Annotated in this window: 15 protein-coding genes; 9 read left to right on the top strand and 6 right to left on the bottom strand. The window is 59.6% G+C overall.

Going from position 1 to position 13845, the window contains the following annotated elements; translation table 11 throughout:
• Positions 1 to 293 precede the first annotated feature (293 nt).
• Complete coding sequence (locus HMPREF3149_RS13400; protein WP_141741486.1) at positions 294 to 728, top strand: hypothetical protein; 435 nt, start codon at positions 294 to 296, stop codon at positions 726 to 728.
• A gap of 419 nt (positions 729 to 1147) precedes the next feature.
• Here the strand turns inward: HMPREF3149_RS13400 and HMPREF3149_RS08950 are convergent, their stop codons facing one another.
• On the bottom strand, positions 1148 to 1987 hold the full coding sequence (locus tag HMPREF3149_RS08950) for an NAD(P)-dependent oxidoreductase (RefSeq protein WP_070537520.1): 840 nt from the start codon (positions 1985 to 1987) through the stop codon (positions 1148 to 1150).
• 43 nt (positions 1988 to 2030) lie between these two features.
• Here HMPREF3149_RS08950 and HMPREF3149_RS08945 point away from each other — a divergent pair, with 43 nt between their 5' ends.
• On the top strand, positions 2031 to 2297 hold the full coding sequence (locus HMPREF3149_RS08945) for a DMT family transporter (protein ID WP_236684003.1): 267 nt from the start codon (positions 2031 to 2033) through the stop codon (positions 2295 to 2297).
• 334 nt (positions 2298 to 2631) lie between these two features.
• Here the strand turns inward: HMPREF3149_RS08945 and HMPREF3149_RS08940 are convergent, their stop codons facing one another.
• The 4 genes from HMPREF3149_RS08940 to HMPREF3149_RS13095 all read right to left on the bottom strand — a co-directional run bounded on the left by HMPREF3149_RS08940 (position 2632) and on the right by HMPREF3149_RS13095 (position 6915).
• On the bottom strand, positions 2632 to 3930 hold the full coding sequence (locus HMPREF3149_RS08940; protein ID WP_070537516.1) for an ABC transporter permease: 1299 nt from the start codon (positions 3928 to 3930) through the stop codon (positions 2632 to 2634).
• Positions 3927 to 4601 (bottom strand): ABC transporter ATP-binding protein, encoded by a 675-nt coding sequence (locus HMPREF3149_RS08935; protein ID WP_070537515.1) that lies wholly within the window; start codon positions 4599 to 4601, stop codon positions 3927 to 3929. The genes HMPREF3149_RS08940 and HMPREF3149_RS08935 overlap by 4 nt, the downstream gene beginning before the upstream one ends.
• Complete coding sequence (locus tag HMPREF3149_RS08930; protein ID WP_070537513.1) at positions 4598 to 6196, bottom strand: efflux RND transporter periplasmic adaptor subunit; 1599 nt, start codon at positions 6194 to 6196, stop codon at positions 4598 to 4600. Before HMPREF3149_RS08930 ends, HMPREF3149_RS08935 begins: the two co-directional genes overlap by 4 nt.
• 224 nt (positions 6197 to 6420) lie before the next feature.
• Positions 6421 to 6915, bottom strand: coding sequence for a hypothetical protein (locus HMPREF3149_RS13095; protein WP_083280822.1), 495 nt, complete (start codon positions 6913 to 6915; stop codon positions 6421 to 6423).
• A 184-nt stretch (positions 6916 to 7099) separates the two neighbouring features.
• Between HMPREF3149_RS13095 and hemL the strand changes: the two genes are divergently transcribed.
• From hemL to HMPREF3149_RS08895, 7 genes are all read left to right on the top strand, one after another.
• Positions 7100 to 8419: a glutamate-1-semialdehyde 2,1-aminomutase gene (gene hemL / locus HMPREF3149_RS08925; RefSeq protein WP_210385437.1), complete on the top strand. Its 1320-nt coding sequence runs from the start codon at positions 7100 to 7102 to the stop codon at positions 8417 to 8419.
• Positions 8420 to 8452: 33 nt separating this feature from the next.
• Positions 8453 to 9061, top strand: coding sequence for a histidine phosphatase family protein (locus HMPREF3149_RS08920; protein WP_042529170.1), 609 nt, complete (start codon positions 8453 to 8455; stop codon positions 9059 to 9061).
• Positions 9061 to 9660, top strand: a complete 600-nt coding sequence (locus HMPREF3149_RS08915) for a TlpA disulfide reductase family protein (RefSeq protein WP_070537509.1) — start codon at positions 9061 to 9063, stop codon at positions 9658 to 9660. Before HMPREF3149_RS08920 ends, HMPREF3149_RS08915 begins: the two co-directional genes overlap by 1 nt.
• Positions 9657 to 10475 carry a cytochrome c biogenesis CcdA family protein gene (locus HMPREF3149_RS08910; protein ID WP_042529175.1) on the top strand — a complete coding sequence of 273 codons (819 nt, stop codon included), beginning with the start codon at positions 9657 to 9659 and terminating at the stop codon, positions 10473 to 10475. The genes HMPREF3149_RS08915 and HMPREF3149_RS08910 overlap by 4 nt, the downstream gene beginning before the upstream one ends.
• Positions 10476 to 10488: 13 nt before the next feature.
• Complete coding sequence (locus HMPREF3149_RS08905; RefSeq protein ID WP_070537508.1) at positions 10489 to 12120, top strand: cytochrome c biogenesis protein ResB; 1632 nt, start codon at positions 10489 to 10491, stop codon at positions 12118 to 12120.
• A 125-nt stretch (positions 12121 to 12245) separates the two neighbouring features.
• Positions 12246 to 13262: a c-type cytochrome biogenesis protein CcsB gene (gene ccsB / locus HMPREF3149_RS08900; protein ID WP_070537507.1), complete on the top strand. Its 1017-nt coding sequence runs from the start codon at positions 12246 to 12248 to the stop codon at positions 13260 to 13262.
• Entirely contained in the window at positions 13263 to 13529 is a 267-nt protein-coding gene (locus tag HMPREF3149_RS08895) for a helix-turn-helix domain-containing protein (protein ID WP_070537506.1), read from the top strand.
• On the opposite strand, the gene HMPREF3149_RS08890 is transcribed toward HMPREF3149_RS08895, so the two are convergent.
• A complete protein-coding gene (locus HMPREF3149_RS08890; RefSeq protein WP_070537505.1) occupies positions 13526 to 13816 on the bottom strand; it encodes a hypothetical protein in 291 nt (96 codons plus the stop codon). The two genes, HMPREF3149_RS08895 and HMPREF3149_RS08890, sit on opposite strands and share 4 nt — an antisense overlap.
• Between the last annotated feature and the right edge of the window lie 29 nt (positions 13817 to 13845).

Here is a 13845-nt window from a genome sequence, read left to right as displayed (position 1 = left end):
GGAGACTTCGACATGCGCAAAGCCACCGCACCCACCACCCCAGACGACTAAGACAAACGGACCGGGCCGACGCACCCCTCGGCCCGGTACCAACTACCCGGAACACGACAGTACCGAGTCCCCAGAACCGAGTCCCCAGAACACCGGTACCAAAAACTCGCATCTGACAAGAAAGTGAACTCTTTATTACCACAAGACAAAAACATGCCTTTAGGTCTGGGGTTCGCCACGGTAATCGCCTACGCTATGCCATGTTCACCCATTGTTTCGCCGCTATCCTTTTCAGGAGCATCATGTTTTCTCGCAATAAGATCATGGCCGTTATCATGGCCGCTTGTGTTACTGTCGCACCTACCGCCACCGCAGCAACCACATCACCACAGGGTTCCCCCATTGTCACTCAGCCACGAACCAGTGATTTCTCGTCATTGAAAGACGGGGAAAGTCTTCGCCTGCGCGAAGGTATTTCTGTCACAAAGCAATCTGGCCGATTGATAGTCGCATCTCCGGCCGACGAAGAACGCTCTATTTGTGCAACATCGGTAGCTACAGTCTTGTTCGGCATGGGGTCAGTTGCCCTCTTTGCTTTGGCAGCAGCTCTCGGACCAGGAGAAGTAGCCGTCATTGCTGGTGTGGAAATGACCGCCGAGCAACTAGGCTACGCGGCCGGTGCCTCCGGAAGTTTTGCGGCTCTGGAAGCATGGGCTGATAGTAAGGTATGTAACTAAGGAGTGCTATGACAATCCTTTTCTATCTTCTTCTTGCAAGTACCCCTTTCGTCGGCATTGGATCATTCATGTGGGCCCGTAAGAATAAAAAGTCTGTGCGCCGATAACCCCTTCTTGGTGGCTTTTGAGGCAGACTAATCCTCAAACCTGCTGGCGGTATCTCCGCTAGCAGGTTTTTCTTACTGCTGTAGCGACTAAAAGACCTTATGGGTCGCAACGATATCTTTCCCCACCAGGTCTTCGATTAACGCAACCTTCACTCCCTATCTCCCCTTGAACGGACTAAGAACTTTAAGGTAGACGTTGCGCGATAACTCGAAAATCTCCACAGCAGTGTTAACAGAATGTCGTGAGATAGATGATCGGATCACCTTGTCCGTAACTGTAGGTGCCTGCGAGGTCAACTCCGATACGGCAGGTTATCCCTTATTGCGGAAGACGAAGATGGAGGAGAAGTCCTGGTCACCGTGGCCCATGGCTTGCTGCTCCTCAAAGCGCTGAATGGCGGCGGTGACGGCAGGCAGCGGCTTGTTGGCGGTCATCTCCATGAGCTTGGCGTCTTTGCACAGGGCATCGACGGTGAAGTCGCCCGGAGTGGTGTTACGCTCGCCGGTGATGAATGGACCCTTCATGTTCTTCATGAAGGCCAGGCCGGTGATGTCGAGCATTTCGAGGATGACCTCGGAATCGAGGCCTTCCGCCTCACCAAGGTGGAGCGCCTCGAGCAGACCCTCGGCGGTGACGGCGAGGGCTAGGTTGGCTAGGAGCTTGCCGATTGCCGCGGTGGCGGCAGACTCCACGCCGATGAGCTTGTTCTCGTCAGCCCAGGGCTCGGCAATGGTCATGGCGAGCTCGCGGCGGTCGTCGTCAGGCGTGCCTACGTAGGCACCGAGTTTTCCCTCACGCGCCGGGCCGAGCGAGCCGACGACGGGTGCGTGGACATAAGTGTCCACCGCAGCGGCGAACTCGCGGGCGGAATTGGGGGAGACAGTCGTGGTGTCAATCCATGTCACGCCCTCGGGGATGAGGTCCGTGTCGATGACACGTTCACGGATGTCATCCGGGCCAAAGAGCGAGGTGATGATGACCTCTGCGCCCTCCACGGCGGCGGTGGGGGAATCAGCGAGTGAAGCGCCGGCGTCGACGAGCGGCTGTGCGCGCTCCGCGGTGCGGTTCCACACGGTGAGCTCATGATGGTCGAGGAGGTGTCGGGCGAGCTCGGTACCCATGCGGCCAGTTCCCAGGAATGCAATCTTCATGACGCCCAGTGTGCCATCATTGTGGGCAGGCTCGCCGCGATTCATGCGGGCCCCGGATAAGTCGGAGGGCTTTAGCCGGTTGTGGCCCTCGGTGATTTTTGTCGTTGCCTGCGCCATTTCCATGGACGGGCTGGGCTGGGCCATGAAGTCCATCCCCGTGGGCACCGCTTATGCGGTGTGGGCCGGCGTGGGTGCGGTGGTTACCGTCATCTATTCCTTTGCGGCAGGGCATGAGGCGGCAACAGTATGGAAGGTGCTGTTCCTCGCCATGATCATTGGCGGGATCGTGGGCCTGAAGGTGGTGCATTAGGAGGCGTCGTCGTTTCACACGACGAAGGAGAATCGATAGATCGGTGAGTGGACGTTTATGGGCTTGCATAGTAGACTTCTGGATATCAAGCCGTAAGGCAAATAGGCTCTGGCCCCAGCGATGCTGGGGCCATCTTTTATTTCGCTGGGAATTGCTTTAGCGCTTCAGGCCTAGTTCTTGCTGTATGAGTTTCATAAACGCCTCTTGATAGTGGAAATATCGGCAAGAGGGGATTGAGGTGCGAAGAACTCAAAAACGCACCGCTTATCCAATATGGAGTCCCCCCGAACTTTTGGGCTTCAGAATACCTGATAAGTCGGGAGGAGAAGAGGGATCATTCGTAGCGCAGCGCCTCGATCGGATCGAGCTTCGCGGCCTTTCCAGCGGGATAGTAGCCAAAGAAGAGTCCGATGGAGAGCGAGAATAGCATCGACATGATGACCGCCCACAGTGGTGGGAGGACGAGTGCGCCAATGGCTGCGGCGCCCGCCATGCCAGCGGCGGTGCCGATGGCAATGCCGATGAGACCACCGATGAGGCAGACCACGACGGCCTCCGTGATGAACTGCATGCGAATATCGCGGCGGCGCGCGCCGAGGGCCTTGCGGATACCGATTTCGCGGGTACGTTCCGTGACCGTGATGAGCATAATGTTCATCACGCCGATGCCGCCGACGAGCAGCGAAATGCCGCCGATAGCCGCAAGAACCAAGCTCATTGTGGTGAAGATCTGGTTGAGGGAGGCGAGATCTTCACTGAAGTCTGTTACCTCAACCTTGTAGTCAGGATTGTCGGCATAGTAGCTATCGAAGACGCGCTGCAGGTTGCTGGCCACCGTGGCTTTGTCCAGATCGGGGTTACCGCTGATGGAGACCTGGGAGAACCCCTCGCCGGCGCCGGGGTAGTCAGATAACTCAGATTCCAGTGTGTAAGGCACGAGGGCGGTCTGGCTTGGTCCTGTTCCGATGAGGGGGCCAGTTTGTGGTTCCTCGTAGACGCCGATGACTGCCAAGTCCAGCGTGGTGTTCTCCCCGTCCTCGAAGGTGACGTACTGGCCCACGGCGGCCTCTGGGCTACCGAAGAGCTCAGAGGCAGTCTCTGCCGTGATCATGGTGGCGGGGCGAGAAGAGTCGATGTCATCGTTGCTCAGCGAGCGGCCCGCCACGATGGAGAATTGTGAGGCGGTGACGTAGTCAGGGTTGGTGGGGCGAAGAAGCAGATTGGAAGATTTTTCATTCTGGTCGTCGCTATCGGCCAGCATTGTCCCAGAGAAGGAGTTGTACTCGCCGATGATGATGCCGGTGATTTGATCCCCCATGGAGTCCTTGATGCTGTCGAGCATGTCCGGGGTGATGAGGGAACTCTCATCGTCGATGGGACCACCGCCCATGAAGGTATCTTGAGCTTCTTCTTCCTCGCCCTCCTCAGGGCGTTCTGTCACCTGGACGGAAAAGTTGTTGGCGCCGACCTTGTCAAGGTCATTCTGCACAGAGGTCTGCAGTGAATGGCCCAGCGTGACGATGGCGATGACGGCGGCAATGCCGATGATGACGCCCAACAGCGTCAGCGCCGAGCGCATCTTGTTGGTGCGAAGGCTCGTCAGCGCCATCTTGGTGGACTCAGCGAAATTCATGACAACACCCCGTCCTTCATCGTGACGGTGCGGCTGCATTCATCAGCCAACTCCGGGTTGTGGGTAATGAACAAGATTGTCTTTCCGTGCGTGCGGTGCAGTTCGTGGAAGAGATCCATGACCATGCGGCCGGTCTGCGAATCCAGTGCGCCGGTGGGCTCGTCCGCCAAGAGAATCTCCGGCTGGTTAGCCAAGGCGCGAGCCACAGCCACGCGCTGCTTTTGACCGCCGGAGAGCTCGTTGGGCAGGTGGTTCATGCGGTCTGCCATGCCGACCATCTCCAAAAGCTCTTCCGCGCGCTGGGTGCGCTCATGGGCCGAAACACCTGCATAAACCATGGGCATCTCCACGTTCTTCAGCGCGGACATGCGGCCGATGAGATTGAAGTTCTGGAAGATGAACCCGATTTTTTGGCCGCGGAAGGTGGCTAGTTTGTCGTCGCCAAGCGCCAGCGCATCAACGCCAGCCAGGTGGTACTCGCCGGCAGTGGGGCGATCGAGCAAGCCGATGATGTTCATGAGCGTGGACTTGCCGGAACCAGACTGGCCTACCACAGCCACGAACTCGCCCTCGTCCACGGAAAAGTCCAGGCCAGGGATGACGGTCAGCTCGCTATCGAGGCCCTCGTTGAAGCGTTTGACAATGCCCCGCATCTCAATGAGGCGGCTCATGCGTTCTCATCCGCGCCGGAGACGGAGGCTGCTTGACCAACCATGTCCTTGTACATTTCGGCTTGGGTGATGACGGTATCGCCCTCCTTGACACCGGAGGCAATCGCGGCGGCGAAAGCGGACTCGGTGGACACGGTGACCGTACGGGCGTGGATTTCTCCGTCTTCAACGACGAGCACGGACTTCTTTCCGTTGTCCTCGAAAATGGCGGACAGCGGTACGGTGATGGCGTTCTTGTTCTGTTCCGTGATGATCTTGGCCTTGGTGGTGGAGCCTAGGCGGAGGCCTTCGCGGTTGCCCTCGACGCGGATGTCCACGGGGAATTCGGGCTTGGAGGAGCCAGAACCGCCACCGGAACCCGAGCCGGATTCGGCGGACATAGGCTGCTCAGCCGTGGGGGAGATGAAGGTGACCTTGCCTTTGTATTCCTTGCCCGGGCTCGACGGTGTGGTGAACGTGACCTCGTCGCCGACCTTGATGTTGGCGATATCGCCTTCCTTGACCGTGGATTTCACCAGGAGTGTGGAATCATCAGCCACGGTGAGGATGGGGCCTTCGGCAGGCATGCCAGCCTGGCCATTGACGGCAGTGATGACGCCCGCTAGCGGGGAGCGCAGGTCTGCCTGGGACAGGGTGTACTCGAGTGGGCCGTTCTCCTTGGCGCTGTTTGCGCTTGCCGACGCCGCACTTTCCACCGCATGGTTCACCGCTTGGGACTGGGCGGAGATTTGTTGCTCGATGGCCAAGTTGCTGGCCTGGAGCGCACGTTCGGCATCAGAAACAGCCTGGTAAGAGGCGGCAGTAGCGCGCTGCTGTTCGCCGAGCTCGCGGTCGATGCCGCGGAGGACGCGGTTGTAGGAATCCTCGGTGTCTTTGAGCTGGCGTTCGGCATCCGACACCGCCTCATCGGAATCGAGGTAGCTCAGGATGGCACTGGCGGTCTGCACACCAGAGACGTCTTCGGTGGCGGTGCCGATGGAAGCAAGCGCTGCTTGGAAGGACTTGGACTCGGCGTCGCGCACTCCGTTGCGGGCTTGGTCGACGGCGGCGCGGGCTTCCGCAACCTCGGGGCGATCTCCCTTGGTAGCGAGGGCTTCATCGAGTTTCTTCTGCGCTTCGGTGTACTCACTCTGAGCGGAGTTGACTGCAGACTGTGCGCTGTTGACCTCTGGATTAAGACCTTGGTCGAGGGATTCTTGAAGTTGGCGCAGTTGCAGCTGGGCGTCCTCAATCTGATGGACGGACTCTAGCTTTCCTGCCTCCTGCGCAGTGCGCTGGGCCTCGAGCTCGCGCTCGGTGTCGGTGGTGTCCATTCGGCCTAGAAGTTGCTGTGCATCGACGCGGTCACCGACTTTTGCCTCAAGGGACTGGATAGGTCCAGTGAGTGAAGTCGTCAGGGAAAGCTCGCGTTCAGCAGCTACCGTGCCGGTTGCGGATACCGAGCTGATGAGATCCTCTTTGGCCGCCGTGGTGATGTCGGCCGAGGTTAGCTGGATATCTGAGGAACCACTGGTGAGTGCGTAGTACCCACCGCCGCCTGCGAGGAGAACAGCCGCGAGGGCGCCTGCTGTGATGCCGAGAGCTTTCTTGTTCATGAATCCCTTGCCTTGTCAGAAAAGCTGTGAATGTAAACCGGGTATAGATTAACTCTCGTGCATGTAGGTTGTCAGTCAACTCAGGGTGAATATCGGAAGTAGATCAGGGTCTACCCCTAGAGGGCGTGAGGCCATGAGGACTGGTGACGTTTCGATCAAATAGGGGCCCGAAGATGGGCAGTTTTCTGCCACTATTTGATCGAAACGTATGTGGCATCTGACTTTTAGAAGGGCACATCAATATAGATGTCTTCCGCCTTGGGCAGGGGCGGAAGTTCGGGCAGCTGGTCCAAGCCGTCCTCGACTTCTTGCGGGATGGGTATATACGTGGGCACGCGTGGGGGCTTGGGGAACTCTGGCTTAGGTTTGGGCTTGGGCTGGTGTGGCGGCTGGACTGGGCGTGGTGCCGGTGCGTGGACTGTGACAGTTTCCACCTGGATAGGCGGAGCTGGTGTTGGCGTTGGTGCTAGCGGCTGGTCTGGTACTTGCTGAGGTGCGTCTTTTTCTGGTGCGCTAGGGGCCAGGGAAGTAGTTTTGCCCAAACGGGAGACCGGCTGTGGTGCGGCGGTGGGCTGCCAGGACGATGGTGCGGTGCTGGCATCTGGTGCGTGGAGTTTCGTCGAAGTGGGGTGGAGAGGTGTTGTGGTTTCTGCCTGAGTAGCAGCACAGGATGCGAGCGGAAGGCAAGCAAGAATGACAAGAGTGTGGCGTGGTGCCATAGGAGTTCCCCCTTGGTAACGTGGCCCGTCCCAGCGCACCCCCGCGCATGAGGACAGACCATAAAAATGCGGTTGTGTTGCCAGCATAGCGGTCTTGCGGCAAAGCTGCAGGGCAAAGCCCGAGGGGCAGGGGGAGAGGCATAGGGAGGGACTCAAACTTTTGTATAGGGCTAAAACCGATACAATGTGGGGTATGCCTATCTCTAGCCAGCAGAATACGAACAAGTCCGCCCAGTGGTTTGACCGCGCTACGAAGGTCACCCCGGGTGGCGTGAATTCTCCGGTCCGCGCTTTCGGATCCGTCGGCGGCCAGGCCCGTGTTATCGCTCGCGGCAAAGGCTCCCGACTGTGGGATATTGATGGCAATGAGTACGTGGATCTGGTCAGCTCCTACGGTCCGATGATCCACGGCAACGCTCACCCAGCCATCGTGGAGGCCGTGCAGAAGGCGGCCGCCGACGGCCTCTCCTTCGGCGCTCCCACGGAGGGTGAGACCCTTCTGGCAGAGCACATTGTCGAGCGCACCGCCGTGGAGCAGGTTCGCCTCGTCAACTCCGGCACAGAGGCCACGATGTCTGCGGTGCGCCTCGCCCGCGGTTTTACTGGCCGCGCGAAGGTCCTCAAGTTTGAGGGCTGCTACCACGGCCACGTGGATGCACTGTTGGCGTCGGCTGGCTCCGGCGTTGCAACCTTTGCGCTGCCCGACTCCCCGGGTGTGACGGGGGCGTCGGCAGCGGACACCATCGTCGTCCCATACAACGACCTCGACGCTGTGCGCCAGGCCTTCGCCGCACACCCAGGCGAGATTGCCTGCATCATCGCTGAGGCAGCCGCCGGAAACATGGGCACTGTGGCTCCTGAGGAGGGCTTCAACGCGGCGCTCAAAGAGATCGCGCACGCCGATGGCGCCCTACTCATCCTCGATGAGGTCATGACGGGTTTCCGTACCTCTCACAAGGGCTGGTTCGGCGTGGACGGCGTGGCTGGTGACCTGGTGACCTTTGGCAAGGTGGTCTCCGGTGGCTTGCCGGCGGCTGCCTTCGGTGGCCGCGCTGACGTGATGGCGCACCTGGCGCCGTCGGGCCCCGTTTATCAGGCGGGAACGCTCTCCGGTAACCCGGTCGCGATGGCTTCTGGCCTGGCGTCGCTGGAGCTTGCCACCGAGGAGCTTTACCCGCGTCTGAAGGCTAATGCTGACCGCCTGACTGGCCTGATCACGGCAGCACTTGATGCCGCTGGCGTGGCGCACCACATCCAGCGAGCAGAGTCGATGTTCTCCATTCGCTTCGCTGAGGGCCAGGGCCGCAATTTTGCGGACATGCAGGCGGCCGAGACGTGGCGCTTCGCGCCGTTCTTCCACGCTTTGTTGGAGGGCGGCGTCTATGTTCCGCCGTCAGCATTCGAGACGTGGTTTGTGTCCGATGCGCTCACGGACAATGATTTTGAGGTAATCGAGGCGGCACTCAAGCCGGCTGCCCGCGCTGCGGCGAGTGCCCAGCAGTAAATCACGAGTACACGAGGGGATACCACGAGGCTTATGTCGACCACCATCGTCCACTTCGTCCGCCATGGCGAGGTCTATAACCCGGACAAGATCCTGTACGGACGCATCCCGGGCTACCACCTGTCTTCCCGTGGACACTCCATGGCTGCGCGCACCGCGAAAGCCTTTGAAGGCCATGACGTGACGTACTTGGCGGCCTCGCCGCTCCAGCGCGCACAGGAAACCGCACAGCCGATTGCGAAGGTGACGGGCTTGGAGGTGGACGTCGATAAGGGCGTCATCGAATCCGGCAACCGCTTCGAGGGGCTGCGCACCAAGGGCTGGAATTCGCAGCTGTGGAACCCGCAGCGCTGGCCGCTCATGGTCAACCCGCTCAAGCCGTCCTGGGGCGAGCCGTTTGAGCAGATCGCCGCACGCATGATGGACGCCGCCGAGCGCGCCCGTTCGAAGGCTGAGGGCCATGAGGCCATCGTGGTCTCCCACCAGCTGCCCATCGTCATGGTTCAACGCACCGTACTGGGCAAGCGCTTGGCACACGCGCCGTGGGATCGTGAGTGTGACTTGGCGTCGGTGACCTCAGTGGTTTACCGCGATCATGAGATTGTGGACATCTTCTATTCTTCCCCTGCGCAGGACATCTAATGCGGGGCTTAAAGATTGGTGCCGCAGTAGTCGTGGCCGCGCTGGCGCTTGTTGGCTGCTCGCAGAGCGAAGATAATTCACAGAACGCGGTGGCCTCCGGTGGCACATTCCAGTTCATTTCACCTGGTGGACAGACCACGATTCGCTATGACGAAGCTGACCGTAAACCACTGAAGGATTTCTCCGGTGAAGACTTAAGAGATGAGTCCACAACGATCAAGCTTTCGGATTTCAAGGACCAGATTGTCGTGCTCAACTCGTGGGGCCAGTGGTGTGCGCCGTGCCGTTCGGAATCGGATGATCTGCAGGCGATTCACACAGAGTTGCAGAAGCGCGACATCGGCACCGTGCTGGGCATCAACGTCAAGGATTTTAACCCGGACATTTCCAGGGACTTCATGGCCGATAATGGCTTGGAGTACCCCTCCATCTATGACCCGCCGTTCAAGACTGCCGCGGCACTCGGCGGCGTACCAACCTCGGTGGTGCCCACCACCATCGTGCTGGATAAGCAGCACCGCCCAGCCGCGGTCTTCTTGACCGAAATCACGGAAAAGGAAGTCCTCGAGGTCGTCGACGAGCTGGAGAAAGAACAGTGATCCTTGCCGCTGACGGGCTTGGACAGAGCTTTGCCGACGCCGCCGCGGCCGGCCCTCTTCTCCTGGGAATTCTGGCCGCTGCCGCAGCAGGTTTAGTGTCTTTTGCCTCGCCCTGTGTGATTCCCCTCGTGCCCGGCTACATGTCATACCTTGCCTCCGTGGTCGGCGGTGAGGTCAGCTACGACGCGGAGTTGGGGGTGGGCGTCGGCAAGCGTAGGCAATGGGCCGTCGTCGCTGCCGCAGCACTGTTCGTGCTGGGATTCACCGTTGTGTTTGTGCTGGCCACGGTGTCCGTGTTTGGAGCTATTTCGGCGCTGACGCTCAACGCAGACACCCTCATGCGTGCCGGCGGCATCATCACCATCCTCATGGGCATCGTGTTCATGGGCGTGGTGCCGGTGCTGCAGAAGGATACGCGCATGGCGCCGAAACGCTGGACCACCTGGCTGGGTGCTCCGCTGCTCGGTGGAGTGTTCGCGCTGGGGTGGACTCCTTGTCTGGGACCGACGCTGGCAGCCATCCTCTCCGTGTCTGCAGGCACGGAGGGGACGACGGCACTGCGTGGCACTGTCCTCATCATTGGTTATTGCCTGGGGCTGGGGCTTCCCTTTCTGCTTGTGGCATTTGGTTCTGCCAAGGCTATGCGGACTATTTCCTGGATGCGGAAACACTCCCGAGCCATCCAGATTATCGGTGGTATCGCCATGATCCTCGTGGGCCTAGCCTTGCTGACCGGCCTGTGGGAAAGCTTCATCAACGCCATTCGTCAGTGGACCGTCTCCTGGTCTGAGTCCACCGGCACGACGCTGATTTAAGGAGAGATTTTTCGTGAGGTATATCCGCAAAGCCTGGCACTGGTTGACCAGCATGCGCACGGCTCTGGCATTGCTCTTTTTGCTCGCCATTGCCGCTATTCCGGGCTCTCTCCTGCCGCAGCGCTCTTTGAATGAGTCCAACGTCAACGACTTCATCGAGACCAACGGCAAGGTTGCGGAGCTCTACGATAAGCTGCAATTTTTTGACGTCTTCTCTTCGGTGTGGTTCCAGGCCATCTACGTGCTGCTCATGATTTCACTGGTGGGCTGCATCATTCCGCGCTCCTGGGATCACTACAAAGCCTGGAAGACCCCGCCTACCCGAGCGCCGAAATACCTGGAGAAGATGCCGCTCAACGCCACGGGACACTCGGAGAAATCTCCGGAGGACATCGCCGCAGCGACGAAGACCATGCTGAAGAAGTGGCGTGTTTCGGAGGTGTCTCCGGACAAAGACCGCGCCGGTGCGCAGTCCTTCTCCGCTGAGCGTGGCTATGCCCGAGAACTGTGCAATCTCATCTTCCACGTTGCTCTCGTGGCCATTTTGCTCACCATGGCTGCCGGCCGTTTGGTGACCTACGAGGGCCAAGTCATTGTGGTGACGGAAAAGAACTCCCAAGGTCAAACCCAGGAGCAGACGCAGTCCACGGAGTTCTGTAACACGTCTACCTCTGTGTATGATTCCTTCCGCGCCGGGCCGCTTTTCGACGGCACCGGGCTCCACCCCTTCTGCTTCCTCGCCCACGACTTCACGGCGGACTACCTGCCCAATGGCCAGGCGGAGATGTTTACCTCCAACGTGTCCTATGCCGTGGGCGATGACATCTTTAGTGACCCATCGACATGGGAGGATTACCAGCTTCAGGTAAACCACCCGCTGCGTATTGAGAATAACCGCGTTTACCTGCAAGGTCACGGCTTTGCGCCGACGATGACCGTGGAGTGGCCTAACGGCGAAAAGCGCACGCAGACCATTCAGTTCCAGCCGAATGACATGACCTACTTCCTGTCCTCGGGTGCGATGCGCTTTGATCCGCCGGCGGGAATGTATCCAGACCTGTTTGAGCGCCGCCAGAATCAGATCGCCATCCAAGGGCTTTTCGCCCCAACGGCCGAGTGGTCTGGAGAAAACGGCAAGCTGCTTCAATCCTCTTTCCCAGCGATGAATGACCCGGCCGTGGCTATTGACATCTACCGTGGCGATGCCGGTTTGGACACGGGCCGCCCGCAGTCCTTCTTCTCCCTCGACCCCAACCTCATCCAGACGGGTCAGCTGCAAAAGATCGACCGCGTCAACCTCACGCAGGGTGAGTCCGTCACACTGGATGATGGCACGAAGATCAGCTTCGATGGTGCTTCTGAGTTTGCGAACTACCAGATTTCCTATGACCCCTTCCAAGGGTGGGTTCTGGTGTCTGCCTTGGTGATGCTGCTATCCCTCGTGGGCTCGTTGGTGATTAAGCGCCGCCGCGTGTGGGTACGCATCCGCCCGTCCGCTGATGGTGGCACCGATATTGAGATGGGTGGCCTTGCGCGCACCGACCGCGCCGGCTGGTCTGAAGAGTTCTACGCGTTGCACCGCGAGCTTCTCGAGCTGCCGGATCCGGATGAGGTTGAGGAAGACGTGCTGTACTCCGCCGACTAAAGGTGCGCAACCTATCAGTCAAAAGTTGGATACTGTCAGGTAAGAGGGGTAGCCTTATGAGCACTATTCATCTCTCCGTTGAGTGAGCACTTTCTTGAGCACTGTGAAGGCAAGGTTTCTCATCCATGCAGATTGATCAGAATCTGTCCAACTTCTCCGACATCGCCGTCCAGACCGCGTTCGTTATCTACGCCCTCGCGCTGGTGTTGTCCTTGGTCTACTACGGCCGCATGCAGGGCATCATTGAAGGACTGCGTGCGCGTTCTGCCGCCGTGGCCCAGCAGCGCGAGCTGGCTACCGTCGGCGGCCCGGCAGGGGACGCGGTGCTTGACGACGCCCCCTCGGCCGGCCTTAGCGAGGACGCCGACCTTGCTAAGAAGCAGGAGAAGGCGGACAAGCTCGGCGGAATGACGCAGATGTTGCTGTGGCTGGGTATCGCACTGCACCTAGCCGCGATTGTGTTGCGCGGCTTGGCCACCAGCCGATTCCCGTTTGGCAACCTCTACGAGTACGTGCTCATGGTGACTGCTGGCGTCATGGTGGTGGCGACCATCGCGATGCAGCGCAAGGAGTGGCGCACCCTGTGGCCATGGCTGCTGACCCCGATCCTGGCGCTCATGTTCTACGGTTCCACGAAGCTGTACGCGGAGTCCGCCCCCGTGGTGCCGGCGCTGCAGTCTCACTGGCTGCCTATCCACGTCACCGTGGTCTCGCTCGGTGCCTCCATCGGTATCGTCTCCGGTATCGCCTCGCTGCTCAGCGTGCTGCGCGTGCACCAGGGCAAGGGAAGCGAGCATGGCTTCTTCGGCGTGATTGCCCGCCCGCTGCCGTCAGCGAAGAAGCTGGATCAGCTGGCCTACCGCCTAGGTGTGGTGACTTTGCCGACTCTGGGCTTGGGTATTGTGCTGGGCGCGATTTGGGCAGAGTCCGCTTGGGGTCGCTATTGGGGTTGGGACCCGAAGGAAACTGTCTCCTTCGCCACCTGGATCCTCTACGCTGCCTACCTGCATGCCCGCGCCACCCCGGCGTTTCGCAGAGCTGCCCCGTACCTCAACATCGCGGCGATGCTGCTGATGGTCTTCAACCTGTTCTTCATCAACATGGTTGTCTCCGGCCTGCACTCCTACGCGGGGCTGAACTAAATGGCGGATACACATAAACCCCGGCACAAACAGGGCAAACCCGCCGGCGATAACCCGCAGCTCATTGCTTTAGGTGATGTCTTTGCTGAGCGACGCCGCGAGTTAGGCATCCTCCAGCAGGAATTGGCTGAGAAAGCCGGTCTGTCGCGCTCTACCTTGCACACCATCGAGCACGGCGGCTCCGGTGTGCGCTGGGAAAAGATTGCGGCGGTGGCGGAGGCCCTCGACCTGGAGATGACGTTTACGCCTAAGACGCCAAAGAACTAGTTTTCTTCCCCGGTTACGTCAGGGTCTTCCGGCTTCTGGGGCTTGGGTGCGCGCCGGCGGCGCTCTTCTTCTTTGCGCTGTGCCTCGCGCTCTTTCGCGCGGCGCTCCTTGAAGCGCTGCTTTTCCAAGTTCCAGAGGAACTCTTCGTCATCATCGGGGCCCTTGATTGCGGGGCGCTGCGGCTGCTGTTGCTGCTGCGCCTTATTCTTCCAGCTGGATGGCCCAAATGCCTTCCACACGAGAAGTGCCGCGAGAATAAACAGGACTAGTAGTATCAAACGACCCATGCGTTGTATTCTACGGAATGCCCGCGAAC

This window comes from Corynebacterium sp. HMSC05E07 (assembly GCF_001807225.1).
In the GTDB taxonomy this organism is placed as follows: Bacteria; Actinomycetota; Actinomycetes; order Mycobacteriales; family Mycobacteriaceae; genus Corynebacterium; species Corynebacterium singulare.
The sequence above is the reverse complement of the archived record's forward strand: the minus strand, read 5'-3'. Positions and strand labels throughout refer to the sequence as shown.

What these genes read in the sequence shown, in the direction of transcription:
- HMPREF3149_RS13400 (WP_141741486.1), top strand. Translation starts at nt 294, where the DNA reads ATGTTTTCTCGCAATAAGATCATGGCCGTTATCATGGCCGCTTGTGTT.
- HMPREF3149_RS08950 (WP_070537520.1), bottom strand. Translation starts at nt 1,987, where the DNA reads ATGAAGATTGCATTCCTGGGAACTGGCCGCATGGGTACCGAGCTCGCC.
- HMPREF3149_RS08945 (WP_236684003.1), top strand. Translation starts at nt 2,031, where the DNA reads ATGCGGGCCCCGGATAAGTCGGAGGGCTTTAGCCGGTTGTGGCCCTCG.
- HMPREF3149_RS08940 (WP_070537516.1), bottom strand. Translation starts at nt 3,930, where the DNA reads ATGAATTTCGCTGAGTCCACCAAGATGGCGCTGACGAGCCTTCGCACC.
- HMPREF3149_RS08935 (WP_070537515.1), bottom strand. Translation starts at nt 4,601, where the DNA reads ATGAGCCGCCTCATTGAGATGCGGGGCATTGTCAAACGCTTCAACGAG.
- HMPREF3149_RS08930 (WP_070537513.1), bottom strand. Translation starts at nt 6,196, where the DNA reads ATGAACAAGAAAGCTCTCGGCATCACAGCAGGCGCCCTCGCGGCTGTT.
- HMPREF3149_RS13095 (WP_083280822.1), bottom strand. Translation starts at nt 6,915, where the DNA reads ATGGCACCACGCCACACTCTTGTCATTCTTGCTTGCCTTCCGCTCGCA.
- hemL (WP_210385437.1), top strand. Translation starts at nt 7,100, where the DNA reads ATGTGGGGTATGCCTATCTCTAGCCAGCAGAATACGAACAAGTCCGCC.
- HMPREF3149_RS08920 (WP_042529170.1), top strand. Translation starts at nt 8,453, where the DNA reads ATGTCGACCACCATCGTCCACTTCGTCCGCCATGGCGAGGTCTATAAC.
- HMPREF3149_RS08915 (WP_070537509.1), top strand. Translation starts at nt 9,061, where the DNA reads ATGCGGGGCTTAAAGATTGGTGCCGCAGTAGTCGTGGCCGCGCTGGCG.
- ccsB (WP_070537507.1), top strand. Translation starts at nt 12,246, where the DNA reads ATGCAGATTGATCAGAATCTGTCCAACTTCTCCGACATCGCCGTCCAG.
- HMPREF3149_RS08895 (WP_070537506.1), top strand. Translation starts at nt 13,263, where the DNA reads ATGGCGGATACACATAAACCCCGGCACAAACAGGGCAAACCCGCCGGC.
- HMPREF3149_RS08890 (WP_070537505.1), bottom strand. Translation starts at nt 13,816, where the DNA reads ATGGGTCGTTTGATACTACTAGTCCTGTTTATTCTCGCGGCACTTCTC.